The 14,535-nt window shown below is 50.7% G+C and carries 11 protein-coding genes, 3 tRNA genes and 4 rRNA genes; 13 read left to right on the top strand and 5 right to left on the bottom strand.

Going from position 1 to position 14,535, the window contains the following annotated elements; translation table 11 throughout:
- Positions 1–58 precede the first annotated feature (58 nt).
- From dprA to FEM44_RS07440, 6 genes are read left to right on the top strand one after another with little or no spacing between them, the layout of a single operon-like run.
- Positions 59–1,183, top strand: coding sequence for a DNA-protecting protein DprA (gene dprA, locus FEM44_RS07465; protein ID WP_135522532.1), 1,125 nt, complete (start codon positions 59–61; stop codon positions 1,181–1,183).
- Positions 1,155–1,628: a DUF494 family protein Smg gene (smg, locus tag FEM44_RS07460; RefSeq protein WP_000460680.1), complete on the top strand. Its 474-nt coding sequence runs from the start codon at positions 1,155–1,157 to the stop codon at positions 1,626–1,628. Before dprA ends, smg begins: the two co-directional genes overlap by 29 nt.
- Before the next feature lie 28 nt (positions 1,629–1,656).
- Complete coding sequence (locus tag FEM44_RS07455) at positions 1,657–2,199, top strand: DNA topoisomerase family protein (RefSeq protein WP_001129723.1); 543 nt, start codon at positions 1,657–1,659, stop codon at positions 2,197–2,199.
- A 4-nt stretch (positions 2,200–2,203) separates the two neighbouring features.
- Complete coding sequence (gene tsaC, locus FEM44_RS07450; RefSeq protein WP_135488566.1) at positions 2,204–2,776, top strand: L-threonylcarbamoyladenylate synthase type 1 TsaC; 573 nt, start codon at positions 2,204–2,206, stop codon at positions 2,774–2,776.
- A gap of 4 nt (positions 2,777–2,780) precedes the next feature.
- On the top strand, positions 2,781–3,599 hold the full coding sequence (gene aroE, locus FEM44_RS07445) for a shikimate dehydrogenase (protein ID WP_135522533.1): 819 nt from the start codon (positions 2,781–2,783) through the stop codon (positions 3,597–3,599).
- Positions 3,596–3,853, top strand: a complete 258-nt coding sequence (locus tag FEM44_RS07440) for a DUF1488 domain-containing protein (protein ID WP_135522534.1) — start codon at positions 3,596–3,598, stop codon at positions 3,851–3,853. Before aroE ends, FEM44_RS07440 begins: the two co-directional genes overlap by 4 nt.
- Here the strand turns inward: FEM44_RS07440 and FEM44_RS07435 are convergent.
- A complete protein-coding gene (locus tag FEM44_RS07435; RefSeq protein WP_135522535.1) occupies positions 3,829–4,383 on the bottom strand; it encodes a gamma carbonic anhydrase family protein in 555 nt (184 codons plus the stop codon). The genes FEM44_RS07440 and FEM44_RS07435 overlap by 25 nt on opposite strands.
- 471 nt (positions 4,384–4,854) lie before the next feature.
- Between FEM44_RS07435 and FEM44_RS07430 the strand changes: the two genes are divergently transcribed.
- From FEM44_RS07430 to rrf (FEM44_RS07400), 7 genes are all read left to right on the top strand, one after another.
- A 16S ribosomal RNA gene (locus tag FEM44_RS07430) occupies positions 4,855–6,396 on the top strand.
- A gap of 68 nt (positions 6,397–6,464) precedes the next feature.
- Positions 6,465–6,541, top strand: a tRNA-Ile gene (locus FEM44_RS07425).
- Between the two features lie 42 nt (positions 6,542–6,583).
- A tRNA-Ala gene (locus tag FEM44_RS07420) sits at positions 6,584–6,659 on the top strand.
- Between the two features lie 183 nt (positions 6,660–6,842).
- Positions 6,843–9,744: ribosomal RNA gene (locus FEM44_RS07415) — 23S ribosomal RNA — on the top strand.
- 101 nt (positions 9,745–9,845) lie between these two features.
- Positions 9,846–9,961, top strand: a 5S ribosomal RNA gene (gene rrf, locus FEM44_RS07410).
- Between the two features lie 14 nt (positions 9,962–9,975).
- Positions 9,976–10,051, top strand: a tRNA-Thr gene (locus FEM44_RS07405).
- 39 nt (positions 10,052–10,090) lie between these two features.
- Positions 10,091–10,206, top strand: a 5S ribosomal RNA gene (gene rrf / locus FEM44_RS07400).
- Together the 16S, 23S and 5S rRNA genes with 3 tRNA genes alongside form the textbook arrangement of a ribosomal RNA operon.
- Before the next feature lie 64 nt (positions 10,207–10,270).
- Here the strand turns inward: rrf (FEM44_RS07400) and FEM44_RS07395 are convergent.
- The 4 genes from FEM44_RS07395 to FEM44_RS07380 form a co-directional block, all read right to left on the bottom strand.
- Complete coding sequence (locus tag FEM44_RS07395; protein ID WP_130219134.1) at positions 10,271–11,029, bottom strand: amino acid ABC transporter ATP-binding protein; 759 nt, start codon at positions 11,027–11,029, stop codon at positions 10,271–10,273.
- A 7-nt stretch (positions 11,030–11,036) separates the two neighbouring features.
- A complete protein-coding gene (locus FEM44_RS07390) occupies positions 11,037–12,140 on the bottom strand; it encodes an amino acid ABC transporter permease (RefSeq protein WP_135523953.1) in 1,104 nt (367 codons plus the stop codon).
- A 9-nt stretch (positions 12,141–12,149) separates the two neighbouring features.
- The gene (locus tag FEM44_RS07385; protein ID WP_135523892.1) at positions 12,150–13,331 is read right to left on the bottom strand and encodes an amino acid ABC transporter permease; all 1,182 of its coding nucleotides are present in this window, start codon (positions 13,329–13,331) and stop codon (positions 12,150–12,152) included.
- Between the two features lie 67 nt (positions 13,332–13,398).
- Positions 13,399–14,424 (bottom strand): amino acid ABC transporter substrate-binding protein, encoded by a 1,026-nt coding sequence (locus FEM44_RS07380; protein ID WP_130236995.1) that lies wholly within the window; start codon positions 14,422–14,424, stop codon positions 13,399–13,401.
- Positions 14,425–14,535 lie beyond the last annotated feature (111 nt).

Below are 14,535 nucleotides of genomic sequence, written 5' to 3'. Positions count from 1 at the left end.
ACAGCATCACTGACCAATCGCAAAGATTGCTAAGGCTGCTTATGGCAGGGAGATAAGGATGGTCGATACCGAAATTTGGCTGCGTTTAATGAGCATCAGCAGCTTGTACGGCGATGATATGGTCCGTATTGCTCGCTGGCTGGCAAAACAGTCGCATATTGATGCGGTTGTATTGCAGCAAACAGGGCTTACATTGCGGCAGGCACAGCGCTTTCTTACATTTTCACAGCAGAGTATTGAAAGCTCACTTTGTTGGCTGGAGCAACCTAACCATCATTTAATCCCTGCGGACAGTGAATTTTATCCTCCTCAACTTATTGCAACGGCTGATTATCCAGGTGCACTGTTTGTTGCTGGTGATCTACAAGCGCTGCAATCATTTCAGTTGGCCGTAGTGGGAAGCCGGGCGCATTCATGGTATGGCGAACGGTGGGGGCGGCTGTTATGTGAGTCGCTGGCGGCGCGAGGCGTGACAATTACCAGTGGGCTGGCGCGTGGAATCGACGGTGTGGCACATAAAGCGGCGGTACAGGTAAATGGCGTTAGTATTGCGGTCTTGGGAAATGGACTCAATACCATCCATCCGCGTCGCCATGCCCGACTGGCTACCAGTCTGCTTGAACATGGTGGGGCTCTTGTCTCGGAATTTCCCCTTGATACCCCTCCTCTTGCTTACAATTTCCCGCGAAGAAATCGCATTATCAGTGGTCTAAGTAAAGGTGTACTGGTGGTGGAAGCGGCTTTGCGCAGTGGTTCACTGGTGACAGCGCGTTGTGCGCTTGAGCAGGGACGTGAAGTCTTTGCTTTGCCCGGTCCATTAGGGAGTCCCGGAAGTGAAGGCCCCCACTGGCTTATAAAACAAGGTGCGATTCTTGTGACGGAACCGGAAGAAATTCTGGAAAATTTGCAATATGGATTGCACTGGTTGCCAGATGCCCATGAAAAATCATTTTATTCACCAGATCAGGAAGACGTGGCATTGCCATTTCCTGAGCTCCTGGCTAACGTAGGAGATGAGGTAACACCTGTTGACGTCGTCGCTGAACGTGCCGGCCAACCTGTGCCAGAGGTAGTTACTCAACTACTTGAACTGGAGTTAGCAGGATGGATCGCAGCTGTACCCGGCGGCTATGTCCGATTGAGGAGGGCATGCCATGTTCGACGTACTAATGTATTTGTTTGAAACCTATATTCACACTGAAGCTGAGTTGCGTGTGGATCAAGACAAACTTGAACAGGATCTTACCGACGCAGGTTTTGAGCGAGAAGATATCTACAATGCCCTGCTATGGCTGGAAAAACTTGCTGATTATCAGGAAGGGTTGGCAGAACCGATGCAACTGGCCTCGGATCCTCTCTCCATGCGTATTTATACACCGGAAGAGTGTGAACGACTGGATGCCAGCTGCCGTGGGTTTCTGCTTTTCCTTGAGCAGATTCAGGTGCTCAACCTTGAAACTCGTGAAATGGTGATAGAGCGAGTGCTCGCGCTGGATAACGCAGAGTTCGAACTGGATGATCTGAAATGGGTGATCCTGATGGTGTTGTTCAACATCCCGGGCTGCGAAAATGCGTACCAGCAAATGGAAGAATTACTCTTTGAAGTGAATGAAGGTATGCTGCATTAATCATTTCTTTAATTCAGCATAAGTTGTTATGGCGAAATCAGCACTGTTCACGGTGCGTAATAATGAGTCCTGCCCAAAGTGCGGGGCTGAACTGGTTATTCGATCCGGGAAACACGGTCCGTTTCTTGGGTGCTCACAGTATCCGGCGTGTGACTACGTCCGTCCTCTGAAATCTTCAGCGGATGGGCATATCGTCAAAGTTCTGGAGGGGCAGGTTTGCCCTGCATGCGGAGCAAATCTGGTATTACGCCAGGGACGCTTTGGTATGTTTATTGGTTGCAGTAACTACCCTGAATGCGAACATACCGAACTTATCGATAAACCGGACGAAACAGCAATTACCTGTCCTCAATGTCGGACGGGCCATCTGGTCCAGCGCCGCTCCCGTTATGGCAAAACATTTCACTCCTGTGATCGCTACCCTGAGTGTCAATTTGCTATTAACTTCAAACCAATAGCCGGAGAGTGCCCTGAGTGTCATTATCCGCTACTCATCGAAAAGAAAACCGCGCAGGGTGTAAAACACTTTTGTGCCAGTAAACAATGTGGAAAGCCGGTTTCGGCGGAATAATAACGTGAATAATAACCTGCAAGGAGACGCTATCGCAGCTGCGATAGATGTCCTCAATGAAGAACGTGTCATCGCCTATCCAACGGAAGCTGTTTTTGGTGTCGGGTGCGATCCTGATAGCGAAACAGCAGTGATGCGGCTGTTGGAATTAAAACAGCGTCCGGTTGATAAGGGGCTGATTTTAATCGCGGCAAATTACGAGCAGCTTAAACCCTATATTGATGACAGCATGCTGACTGGCGCGCAGCGTGAAACCATTTTTTCTCGCTGGCCTGGTCCTGTCACCTTTGTCTTTCCCGCGCCTGCGACAACACCACGATGGTTGACGGGCCGCTTTGATTCGCTTGCTGTACGAGTCACCGACCATCCATTGGTGGTTGCTTTGTGCCAGGCTTATGGTAAACCGCTGGTTTCTACCAGTGCCAACTTGAGTGGATTGCCACCTTGTCGAACAATAGAGGAAGTTCACGCACAGTTTGGTGCTGATTTCCCGGTTGTGCGAGGTGAAACGGGCGGTCGTTTAAATCCTTCAGAAATTCGTGATGCCCTGACGGGTGAACTGTTTCGACAGGGGTAACATAATGGAAACCTATGCTGTTTTTGGTAATCCGATAGCCCACAGCAAATCGCCATTCATTCATCAGCAATTTGCACAGCAACTGAATATTGAACATCCCTATGGCCGCGTGCTGGCACCCATCAATGATTTCATCAACACGCTAAACGCTTTCTTTAGTGCTGGTGGTAAAGGTGCGAATGTGACAGTGCCTTTTAAAGAAGAGGCTTTTGCCAGAGCGGATGAACTTACTGAACGGGCAGCGTTGGCTGGTGCTGTTAATACCCTCAAGCGGTTAGAAGATGGACGTCTACTGGGTGACAATACCGATGGTGTAGGCTTGTTAAGCGATCTGGAACGTCTGTCTTTTATTCGCTCCGGTTTACGTATTCTGCTTATCGGCGCTGGTGGGGCATCTCGTGGGGTATTACTGCCGCTTCTCTCTCTGGACTGTGCGGTGACAATCACTAACCGAACGGTTTCTCGCGCGGAAGAGTTGGCTAAATTGTTTGCGCACACTGGTAGTGTTCAGGCGTTGGGTATGGACGAACTGGACGGTCACGAGTTCGATCTTATTATTAACGCGACATCCAGTGGCATTAGTGGAGATGTTCCGGCGATCCCGGCATCGCTCGTCCATTCAGGTATTTGTTGTTATGACATGTTCTACCAGAAGGGAAAAACGCCCTTTCTGGCATGGTGTGAACAGCAAGGCTCAAAACGTAATGCGGATGGATTGGGGATGTTAGTGGCGCAGGCGGCTCATGCCTTCCTTCTCTGGCACGGTGTTCTGCCTGATGTAGAACCAGTTATAAAGCAATTGCAGGAGGAGTTGTCCGCGTGAATCAGGCCATCCAGTTTCCAGACAGGGAACAGTGGAACGAGAGTAAAAAATGCGTTTGTTTTCCAGCTCTTGTAAATGGTATGCAGCTCACTTGCGCTATTACTGGAGAGAGTCTGGCGAACCGCTTTGCAGGAGATACGCCAGAACAGTGGTTAGCGAATTTTCGTCAGCATCGCTGGGACCTGGAAGAAGAAGCGGAAAACTTAATTCAGGAACAAAGTGAAGATGATCAAGGTTGGGTCTGGTTACCCTGATCCAGATATTCGTCCTTCCATTTCACGTAATTATTTGCGGAATAGCGTAACCCAGCCTTCTCTTCATCACTTAACGGGCGGATCTGTTTGACGGGGCTACCGAGATACAGATATCCGCTCACCAGTCGTTTATTTTGTGGGACCAGGCTACCCGCACCAATCATCACATCATCTTCTACTATTGCGCCATCAAGTAAAATTGAGCCCATCCCAACCAAAACTCGATTGCCAATGGTGCAGCCGTGGAGCATCACTTTATGTCCAACCGTAACGTCTTCACCGACGATCAACGGATTGCCTTGTGGATTAGCCGTTGATTTATGGGTCACGTGTAAGACGCTACCATCCTGAATATTAGTGCGGGCACCGATTTGTACATAATTCACATCGCCACGAATCACAACGAGCGGCCAGATCCCCACATCATCAGCCAGGCGGGCGTCACCAATAACCACACTACTACTGTCGATCATTACGCGCTGACCGATTTGTGGAAAAAGATCGCGGTATGGGCGTAAAACATCAGGCATACTTACCTCAACAATAAATGATTTACTAATGACTTTGGGTGCATTATTGGCCTTGTGCAAGTCTTTTAGTATGCAAAAAAGCACCGTTTTGTGTGTGAATGCAGCAAAAAGGCTGAAAAAACAACAAACAGAAAAAAAGATCAAAAAAGTACTTGTGCAAAAAATTGGGATCCCTATAATGCGCCTCCGTTGAGACGACAACGTGAAACACTTCACAAGATGGTCGTAACAACAAAGAGAAAAATCCTGAAATTCAGGGTTGACTCTGAAAGAGGAAAGCGTAATATACGCCACCTCGCGACAGTGAGCTGAAAGCCGCGTCGCAACTGCTCTTTAACAATTTATCAGACAATCTGTGTGGGCACTCGAAGATACGGATTCTTAACGTCGCAAGACGATAAATGAATACCAAGTCTCAAGAGTGAACACGTAATTTATTACGAAGTTTAATTCTTTGAGCATCAAACTTTTAAATTGAAGAGTTTGATCATGGCTCAGATTGAACGCTGGCGGCAGGCCTAACACATGCAAGTCGAACGGTAACAGGAATCAGCTTGCTGATTCGCTGACGAGTGGCGGACGGGTGAGTAATGTCTGGGAAACTGCCTGATGGAGGGGGATAACTACTGGAAACGGTAGCTAATACCGCATAACGTCGCAAGACCAAAGAGGGGGACCTTCGGGCCTCTTGCCATCGGATGTGCCCAGATGGGATTAGCTAGTAGGTGGGGTAACGGCTCACCTAGGCGACGATCCCTAGCTGGTCTGAGAGGATGACCAGCCACACTGGAACTGAGACACGGTCCAGACTCCTACGGGAGGCAGCAGTGGGGAATATTGCACAATGGGCGCAAGCCTGATGCAGCCATGCCGCGTGTATGAAGAAGGCCTTCGGGTTGTAAAGTACTTTCAGCGGGGAGGAAGGGAGTGAAGTTAATACCTTTGCTCATTGACGTTACCCGCAGAAGAAGCACCGGCTAACTCCGTGCCAGCAGCCGCGGTAATACGGAGGGTGCAAGCGTTAATCGGAATTACTGGGCGTAAAGCGCACGCAGGCGGTTTGTTAAGTCAGATGTGAAATCCCCGGGCTCAACCTGGGAACTGCATCTGATACTGGCAAGCTTGAGTCTCGTAGAGGGGGGTAGAATTCCAGGTGTAGCGGTGAAATGCGTAGAGATCTGGAGGAATACCGGTGGCGAAGGCGGCCCCCTGGACGAAGACTGACGCTCAGGTGCGAAAGCGTGGGGAGCAAACAGGATTAGATACCCTGGTAGTCCACGCCGTAAACGATGTCGACTTGGAGGTTGTGCCCTTGAGGCGTGGCTTCCGGAGCTAACGCGTTAAGTCGACCGCCTGGGGAGTACGGCCGCAAGGTTAAAACTCAAATGAATTGACGGGGGCCCGCACAAGCGGTGGAGCATGTGGTTTAATTCGATGCAACGCGAAGAACCTTACCTGGTCTTGACATCCACAGAACTTTCCAGAGATGGATTGGTGCCTTCGGGAACTGTGAGACAGGTGCTGCATGGCTGTCGTCAGCTCGTGTTGTGAAATGTTGGGTTAAGTCCCGCAACGAGCGCAACCCTTATCCTTTGTTGCCAGCGGTCCGGCCGGGAACTCAAAGGAGACTGCCAGTGATAAACTGGAGGAAGGTGGGGATGACGTCAAGTCATCATGGCCCTTACGACCAGGGCTACACACGTGCTACAATGGCGCATACAAAGAGAAGCGACCTCGCGAGAGCAAGCGGACCTCATAAAGTGCGTCGTAGTCCGGATTGGAGTCTGCAACTCGACTCCATGAAGTCGGAATCGCTAGTAATCGTGGATCAGAATGCCACGGTGAATACGTTCCCGGGCCTTGTACACACCGCCCGTCACACCATGGGAGTGGGTTGCAAAAGAAGTAGGTAGCTTAACCTTCGGGAGGGCGCTTACCACTTTGTGATTCATGACTGGGGTGAAGTCGTAACAAGGTAACCGTAGGGGAACCTGCGGTTGGATCACCTCCTTACCTTAAAGAACTGTTCTTTGCAGTGCTCACACAGATTGTCTGATGAAAATGAGCAGTAAAACCTCTACAGGCTTGTAGCTCAGGTGGTTAGAGCGCACCCCTGATAAGGGTGAGGTCGGTGGTTCAAGTCCACTCAGGCCTACCAAATTTGCACCGCAAATTTGAAGAGGTTTTAACTACATGTTATGGGGCTATAGCTCAGCTGGGAGAGCGCCTGCTTTGCACGCAGGAGGTCTGCGGTTCGATCCCGCATAGCTCCACCATCTCTGTAGTGATTAAATAAAAAATACTTCAGAGTGTACCTGCAAAGGTTCACTGCGAAGTTTTGCTCTTTAAAAATCTGGATCAAGCTGAAAATTGAAACACTGAACAACGAAAGTTGTTCGTGAGTCTCTCAAATTTTCGCAACACGATGGTGAATCGCAAGAAACATCTTCGGGTTGTGAGGTTAAGCGACTAAGCGTACACGGTGGATGCCCTGGCAGTCAGAGGCGATGAAGGACGTGCTAATCTGCGATAAGCGTCGGTAAGGTGATATGAACCGTTATAACCGGCGATTTCCGAATGGGGAAACCCAGTGTGACTCGTCACACTATCATTAACTGAATCCATAGGTTAATGAGGCGAACCGGGGGAACTGAAACATCTAAGTACCCCGAGGAAAAGAAATCAACCGAGATTCCCCCAGTAGCGGCGAGCGAACGGGGAGCAGCCCAGAGCCTGAATCAGTGTGTGTGTTAGTGGAAGCGTCTGGAAAGGCGTGCGATACAGGGTGACAGCCCCGTACACAAAAATGCACATGCTGTGAGCTCGATGAGTAGGGCGGGACACGTGGTATCCTGTCTGAATATGGGGGGACCATCCTCCAAGGCTAAATACTCCTGACTGACCGATAGTGAACCAGTACCGTGAGGGAAAGGCGAAAAGAACCCCGGCGAGGGGAGTGAAAAAGAACCTGAAACCGTGTACGTACAAGCAGTGGGAGCCTCTTTATGGGGTGACTGCGTACCTTTTGTATAATGGGTCAGCGACTTATATTCTGTAGCAAGGTTAACCGAATAGGGGAGCCGAAGGGAAACCGAGTCTTAACTGGGCGTTAAGTTGCAGGGTATAGACCCGAAACCCGGTGATCTAGCCATGGGCAGGTTGAAGGTTGGGTAACACTAACTGGAGGACCGAACCGACTAATGTTGAAAAATTAGCGGATGACTTGTGGCTGGGGGTGAAAGGCCAATCAAACCGGGAGATAGCTGGTTCTCCCCGAAAGCTATTTAGGTAGCGCCTCGTGAATTCATCTCCGGGGGTAGAGCACTGTTTCGGCAAGGGGGTCATCCCGACTTACCAACCCGATGCAAACTGCGAATACCGGAGAATGTTATCACGGGAGACACACGGCGGGTGCTAACGTCCGTCGTGAAGAGGGAAACAACCCAGACCGCCAGCTAAGGTCCCAAAGTCATGGTTAAGTGGGAAACGATGTGGGAAGGCCCAGACAGCCAGGATGTTGGCTTAGAAGCAGCCATCATTTAAAGAAAGCGTAATAGCTCACTGGTCGAGTCGGCCTGCGCGGAAGATGTAACGGGGCTAAACCATGCACCGAAGCTGCGGCAGCAACACTATGTGTTGTTGGGTAGGGGAGCGTTCTGTAAGCCTGTGAAGGTGTACTGTGAGGTACGCTGGAGGTATCAGAAGTGCGAATGCTGACATAAGTAACGATAAAGCGGGTGAAAAGCCCGCTCGCCGGAAGACCAAGGGTTCCTGTCCAACGTTAATCGGGGCAGGGTGAGTCGACCCCTAAGGCGAGGCCGAAAGGCGTAGTCGATGGGAAACAGGTTAATATTCCTGTACTTGGTGTTACTGCGAAGGGGGGACGGAGAAGGCTATGTTGGCCGGGCGACGGTTGTCCCGGTTTAAGCGTGTAGGCTGGTTTTCCAGGCAAATCCGGAAAATCAAGGCTGAGGCGTGATGACGAGGCACTACGGTGCTGAAGCAACAAATGCCCTGCTTCCAGGAAAAGCCTCTAAGCATCAGGTAACATCAAATCGTACCCCAAACCGACACAGGTGGTCAGGTAGAGAATACCAAGGCGCTTGAGAGAACTCGGGTGAAGGAACTAGGCAAAATGGTGCCGTAACTTCGGGAGAAGGCACGCTGATATGTAGGTGAAGCGACTTGCTCGTGGAGCTGAAATCAGTCGAAGATACCAGCTGGCTGCAACTGTTTATTAAAAACACAGCACTGTGCAAACACGAAAGTGGACGTATACGGTGTGACGCCTGCCCGGTGCCGGAAGGTTAATTGATGGGGTCAGCGCAAGCGAAGCTCTTGATCGAAGCCCCGGTAAACGGCGGCCGTAACTATAACGGTCCTAAGGTAGCGAAATTCCTTGTCGGGTAAGTTCCGACCTGCACGAATGGCGTAATGATGGCCAGGCTGTCTCCACCCGAGACTCAGTGAAATTGAACTCGCTGTGAAGATGCAGTGTACCCGCGGCAAGACGGAAAGACCCCGTGAACCTTTACTATAGCTTGACACTGAACATTGAGCCTTGATGTGTAGGATAGGTGGGAGGCTTTGAAGCGTGGACGCCAGTCTGCGTGGAGCCGACCTTGAAATACCACCCTTTAATGTTTGATGTTCTAACGTAGACCCGTGATCCGGGTTGCGGACAGTGTCTGGTGGGTAGTTTGACTGGGGCGGTCTCCTCCTAAAGAGTAACGGAGGAGCACGAAGGTTGGCTAATCCTGGTCGGACATCAGGAGGTTAGTGCAATGGCATAAGCCAGCTTGACTGCGAGCGTGACGGCGCGAGCAGGTGCGAAAGCAGGTCATAGTGATCCGGTGGTTCTGAATGGAAGGGCCATCGCTCAACGGATAAAAGGTACTCCGGGGATAACAGGCTGATACCGCCCAAGAGTTCATATCGACGGCGGTGTTTGGCACCTCGATGTCGGCTCATCACATCCTGGGGCTGAAGTAGGTCCCAAGGGTATGGCTGTTCGCCATTTAAAGTGGTACGCGAGCTGGGTTTAGAACGTCGTGAGACAGTTCGGTCCCTATCTGCCGTGGGCGCTGGAGAACTGAGGGGGGCTGCTCCTAGTACGAGAGGACCGGAGTGGACGCATCACTGGTGTTCGGGTTGTCATGCCAATGGCACTGCCCGGTAGCTAAATGCGGAAGAGATAAGTGCTGAAAGCATCTAAGCACGAAACTTGCCCCGAGATGAGTTCTCCCTGACTCCTTGAGAGTCCTGAAGGAACGTTGAAGACGACGACGTTGATAGGCCGGGTGTGTAAGCGCAGCGATGCGTTGAGCTAACCGGTACTAATGAACCGTGAGGCTTAACCTTACAACGCCGAAGATGTTTTGGCGGATTGAGAGAAAGATTTTCAGCCTGATACAGATTACATCGACATGTCGAAGAAAGACGTGTTGATAAAACAGAATTTGCCTGGCGGCCTTAGCGCGGTGGTCCCACCTGACCCCATGCCGAACTCAGAAGTGAAACGCCGTAGCGCCGATGGTAGTGTGGGGTCTCCCCATGCGAGAGTAGGGAACTGCCAGGCATCAAATTTAGCGTGCTGATATGGCTCAGTTGGTAGAGCGCACCCTTGGTAAGGGTGAGGTCCCCAGTTCGACTCTGGGTATCAGCACCACTTTTTAGGTTAAAGTTCGGCAGATTAGAAAAGAATTTGTCTGGCGGCAGTAGCGCGGTGGTCCCACCTGACCCCATGCCGAACTCAGAAGTGAAACGCCGTAGCGCCGATGGTAGTGTGGGGTCTCCCCATGCGAGAGTAGGGAACTGCCAGACATCAAATCAAGCGAAAGGCCATCCGAAAGGATGGCCTTTTTGCGTTTCGAATCCATGTACAACTTTAATGGATAACCTGCGATAAAAATGCCCTCGTACGCTCCGATTTAGGATGCGCAAAAAACTCATCCGGCGCAGCTTGCTCCACGATTTCTCCGCGATCCATAAAAATCACTCGATCAGCGACAGTTCGCGCAAATCCCATTTCATGTGTTACGCACAGCATTGTCATGCCTGACTGTGCTAGCCCAATCATCGTATCCAGGACTTCTTTTACCATTTCCGGATCGAGCGCCGACGTAGGTTCGTCAAACAGCATGATCTTTGGTTTCATACAGAGTGACCGTGCAATAGCAACGCGTTGCTGCTGGCCACCGGAGATCTGTCCGGGAAACTTTTGTGCATGTTCGGCAATTCGTACTCGCTCAAGGTAATGCATCGCCAGAGCTTCAGCCTCTTTCTTCGGCATCTTACGCACCCAAATCGGCGCCAGGGTACAGTTCTGTAAAACGGTCAAATGTGGGAAGAGATTGAAATGCTGAAAGACCATTCCCACTTCCTGCCTGACGCGCTCAATATTGCGAATATCTTCGTTAAGCTCGATGCCATCCACCACGATCCGTCCCTGTTGGTGTTCTTCCAGATGATTAATACAGCGAATGGTTGTCGATTTCCCGGAACCGGAAGGACCACACAAAACAATGCGTTCACCGGTTTGCACAGTCAGATTTATATCTTTTAAGACATGGAATTGCCCATACCATTTATTGACATTTTCCAGCGTAATCATCGCGTTAGCAGGTTGCAGTAAAATTTGGCTCATAGTGTCCTCAATGCTGTGTACGCCCGGTGTTAAAACGTTTTTCCAGATGCTGGCTATAGCGCGACATGCTGAAACAGAAGATCCAGTAGATCAGTGCGGCGAAAACATACCCTTCTGTGGACATACCCAGCCAGGCGGGGTCAACGGTTGCCTGCTGAAAGCTACTGAAAAGATCGAACAATCCGATGATGATCACCAGACTTGTGTCTTTGAATAGCGCGATGATGGTATTTACCAGCCCTGGAATCACCAGCTTCAGTGCCTGGGGCAGAATAACCAGCCCTTGAGTTTTCCAGTAACCCAACGCCAGCGACTCTGCCGCTTCGTATTGCCCTTTGGGCAGCGCCTGTAATCCGCCTCGCACGACTTCCGCAACGTATGCTGACTGAAACAGGATCACGCCGACCAACGCACGAATCAGTTTGTCGATGCTGGTGCCTTCCGCCATAAAGAGCGGCAGCATGACCGAAGACATAAACAGTACGGTAATCAGCGGTACGCCGCGCCAGAACTCGATAAAAATGACCGATAAGATACGCACAATCGGCATATGGGAGCGGCGACCTAATGCCAGTAAGATCCCCCACGGCAGCGCCCCAGCAATCCCAACAGATGCGATAATCAACGTCAGTGTCAGCCCGCCCCATTGCCGGGTTTCAACCCGCTCCAGACCAAGAAAACCGCCATACATCAGCCACCAGACAATCAGTGGATAGATAACCGCCCAGACCGCAATATAGCGACCGCGATGCGGGAGTATTTTCCAGAACATTGGTGCGATAGAAACAAGGCCAATCAGTAATGCCAGGTTAATTCGCCAGCGTTGGTCGTGTGGGTAAAGCCCATACATAAACTGACCAAATCGTTCGTGGATGAAGACCCAACAGGCACCGGCTTTTGTGCAGTCGGTACGCGTTGAACCAACCCAGTTTGCCTGTAAAAAAGCCCAGTTCAGCAGCGGTGGAATCAGTTCCCACATCAACCATAAGCAGCCAATAGTCAGCAGGCTATTGCCCCAGCTGGAGAACAGGTTTTTGCGCACCCACACCATAGCGCGGCTTGAGTTATGGCTCGCCGGGCGCGGGGGATGAGACAGCAATACTTTTGTCATCATGACTCCTTAGCGTTCAACGATTGCGATACGGCGGTTATAGATATTCATCAGCAGCGAGATAGTCAGGCTGATAATCAGATAGACCGACATCGTCATGGCAATCGTCTCGATGGCTTGCCCCGTCTGGTTCAGCACTGTGCCAGCAAACAGCGAAACCATATCGGGATAGCCGATAGCGGCGGCAAGAGAGGAGTTTTTGACGATGTTGAGATACTGGCTGGTTAACGGCGGGATAATCACTCGTAGTGCCTGGGGAATAATGACCTGGTGTAGCGTAACTGGGTTGGGCAATCCCAGCGAGCGGGCAGCTTCATGTTGACCATAAGGCACTGCCTGGATCCCGGAGCGAATAATCTCGGCGATAAATGCAGAGGTATAAACTGAAAGCGCCAACGTTAAGGCTGCCAGCTCAGGGATAAGCACCATCCCGCCGCGGAAGTTAAACCCTTGTAGCGCCGGAACATCCCAGTGCAGTGCCGCACCAAAAAGCCATTGCGCCAGTAAAGGTAAACCAGTGAGCAACACAACGGCGCAAGGCCAGGTACGGCGCAGTTGTCCGGTCTTTATCTGGTGCGTTTTATTAAAACGGAATAGTCCAACAGAAATGGCTATAGCAATAACAACAGTCAGAATAAACGCAATAAATCCATCTCCCAGCTGCGGTGACGGAATATAGAGCCCACGATTGCTCAAAAAGGCGAGATCAAACGCACTCACTGCCTGTCGCGGTCCGGGCAAATTGCGCAACACGGCAAAGTACCAAAAGAAGATTTGCAGTAGCGGGGGAATATTACGGAAGATCTCAATATAAATTGTGGAAAGCTTTCGTAGTAGCCAGTTATCCGAAAGTCGCGCCAGACCGATAAAGAAGCCCAGGACAGATGCGAATACGATACACAATGCTGAAACCAGTAGCGTATTGAGTAAGCCGACAATAAAAACGCGTCCGTAGGTATCGCCCTGCTGGTAATCGATCAAATGCTGGACGATCCCGAAGCCTGCGCCGCGATCCAGAAAGGCAAATCCTGATGTAATGCCGCGATTGTTTAGATTCGTCACGGTGTTGTGAAATAACCAACCAACAATGCCGACGACGGCAACAACGGCGAGGATCTGGAATAACCAGGCGCGAACCGTAGGGTTGCTAAAGGAGAGTGAGCCTTTAACGGTTGAGCGGCGATGGGGCATATAAACCTCGGAAACCATAACGCTGAAGAGAGCGTCGCCGTAGCGACGCCCGTTACCTCACACCGACTTAACGCACGGGCGGCGCGTACTGAATACCGCCGTTATTCCAGAGATTATTTTGCCCACGTTTAATTTTCAGCGGGCTTTCTGAACCTACATTACGCTCAAAAATTTCCGAGTAGTTACCCACCTGTTTGATGATGTTGTAAGCCCATTTATTATCCAGCTTCAGATCCTTGCCGTAATCGCCCTCTTTACCCAGCAGATGCGCCATATCAGGCGTAGCTGGATTAGCCGCTTTTTCATCAACGTTTTGCGAGTTAACGCCCATCTCTTCAGCATTCAGCATGGCGAAAAGCGTCCAGCGCACAATAGAGAACCATTCATCATCGCCACGACGGACGACCGGACCAAGCGGTTCTTTAGAGATAACTTCTGGCAGGACAATCCATTCGGCAGGATTACTTAATTTGATCCGCAGGGCATACAGTTGCGACTGATCCGAGGCCAGCGTATCGCAGCGGCCAGATTCCAGAGCCTTCGCTGATTCGTCTGAGCGATCGAAGGTTACTGGCGTGTACTTCATATTGTTTGCCTTGAAGTAATCGGCGACGTTGAGTTCGGTATCAGTCCCCGCCTGAATACAGACTGTTGCGCCATCCAGCTCTTTCGCACTTTTTAATCCCGCTTTATCGTGCGTCAGGAAGCCAATGCCGTCGTAATAAGTGACGCCAGTAAATGCCATTCCCATGCCAGCGTCACGAGATGAAGTCCAGGTCGTATTACGGGAGAGCAAATCCACTTCCCCTGACTGTAAAGCGGTGAAACGTTCTTTTGCTGTGAGCGGGGTATATTTCACTTTCGTGTCGTCACCAAATACAGCAGCGGCAACACCACGACAAACATCTACATCAATACCTGAAAACTTACCGTCTGCATCGGCATAAGAGAACCCAGGCAATCCGTCACTGATCCCGCATTGCACAAACCCTTTATTTTTTACGGCATCAAGTGTCGCGCCAGCATGCGCCTGATTTGCAACGGCAAGCAGCACGCTGGCGGCAGCCAGTGTGGCTATCATCATCTTTTTCATAATGCTTCCTGTGAGGCGAAAATTATCGTTATAGGACGTTTGGGAAACGTCTTTTACCTGTCTGTGGCCATCCTTTTATAAGCAAAAGTAGTGCCAGCTTTTGCGCACGAT

This window comes from Escherichia sp. E4742 (genome assembly GCF_005843885.1).
Classification (GTDB): Bacteria; Pseudomonadota; Gammaproteobacteria; order Enterobacterales; family Enterobacteriaceae; genus Escherichia.
The sequence above is the reverse complement of the archived record's forward strand: the minus strand, read 5'-3'. Positions and strand labels throughout refer to the sequence as shown.

Excerpts from the sequence above, each read along its gene's own strand:
- dprA (WP_135522532.1), top strand. The coding sequence starts at position 59 with ATGGTCGATACCGAAATTTGGCTGCGTTTAATGAGCATCAGCAGCTTG.
- smg (WP_000460680.1), top strand. The coding sequence starts at position 1,155 with ATGTTCGACGTACTAATGTATTTGTTTGAAACCTATATTCACACTGAA.
- FEM44_RS07455 (WP_001129723.1), top strand. The coding sequence starts at position 1,657 with ATGGCGAAATCAGCACTGTTCACGGTGCGTAATAATGAGTCCTGCCCA.
- aroE (WP_135522533.1), top strand. The coding sequence starts at position 2,781 with ATGGAAACCTATGCTGTTTTTGGTAATCCGATAGCCCACAGCAAATCG.
- FEM44_RS07435 (WP_135522535.1), bottom strand. The coding sequence starts at position 4,383 with ATGCCTGATGTTTTACGCCCATACCGCGATCTTTTTCCACAAATCGGT.
- FEM44_RS07395 (WP_130219134.1), bottom strand. The coding sequence starts at position 11,029 with ATGAGCCAAATTTTACTGCAACCTGCTAACGCGATGATTACGCTGGAA.
- FEM44_RS07390 (WP_135523953.1), bottom strand. The coding sequence starts at position 12,140 with ATGACAAAAGTATTGCTGTCTCATCCCCCGCGCCCGGCGAGCCATAAC.
- FEM44_RS07385 (WP_135523892.1), bottom strand. The coding sequence starts at position 13,331 with ATGCCCCATCGCCGCTCAACCGTTAAAGGCTCACTCTCCTTTAGCAAC.
- FEM44_RS07380 (WP_130236995.1), bottom strand. The coding sequence starts at position 14,424 with ATGAAAAAGATGATGATAGCCACACTGGCTGCCGCCAGCGTGCTGCTT.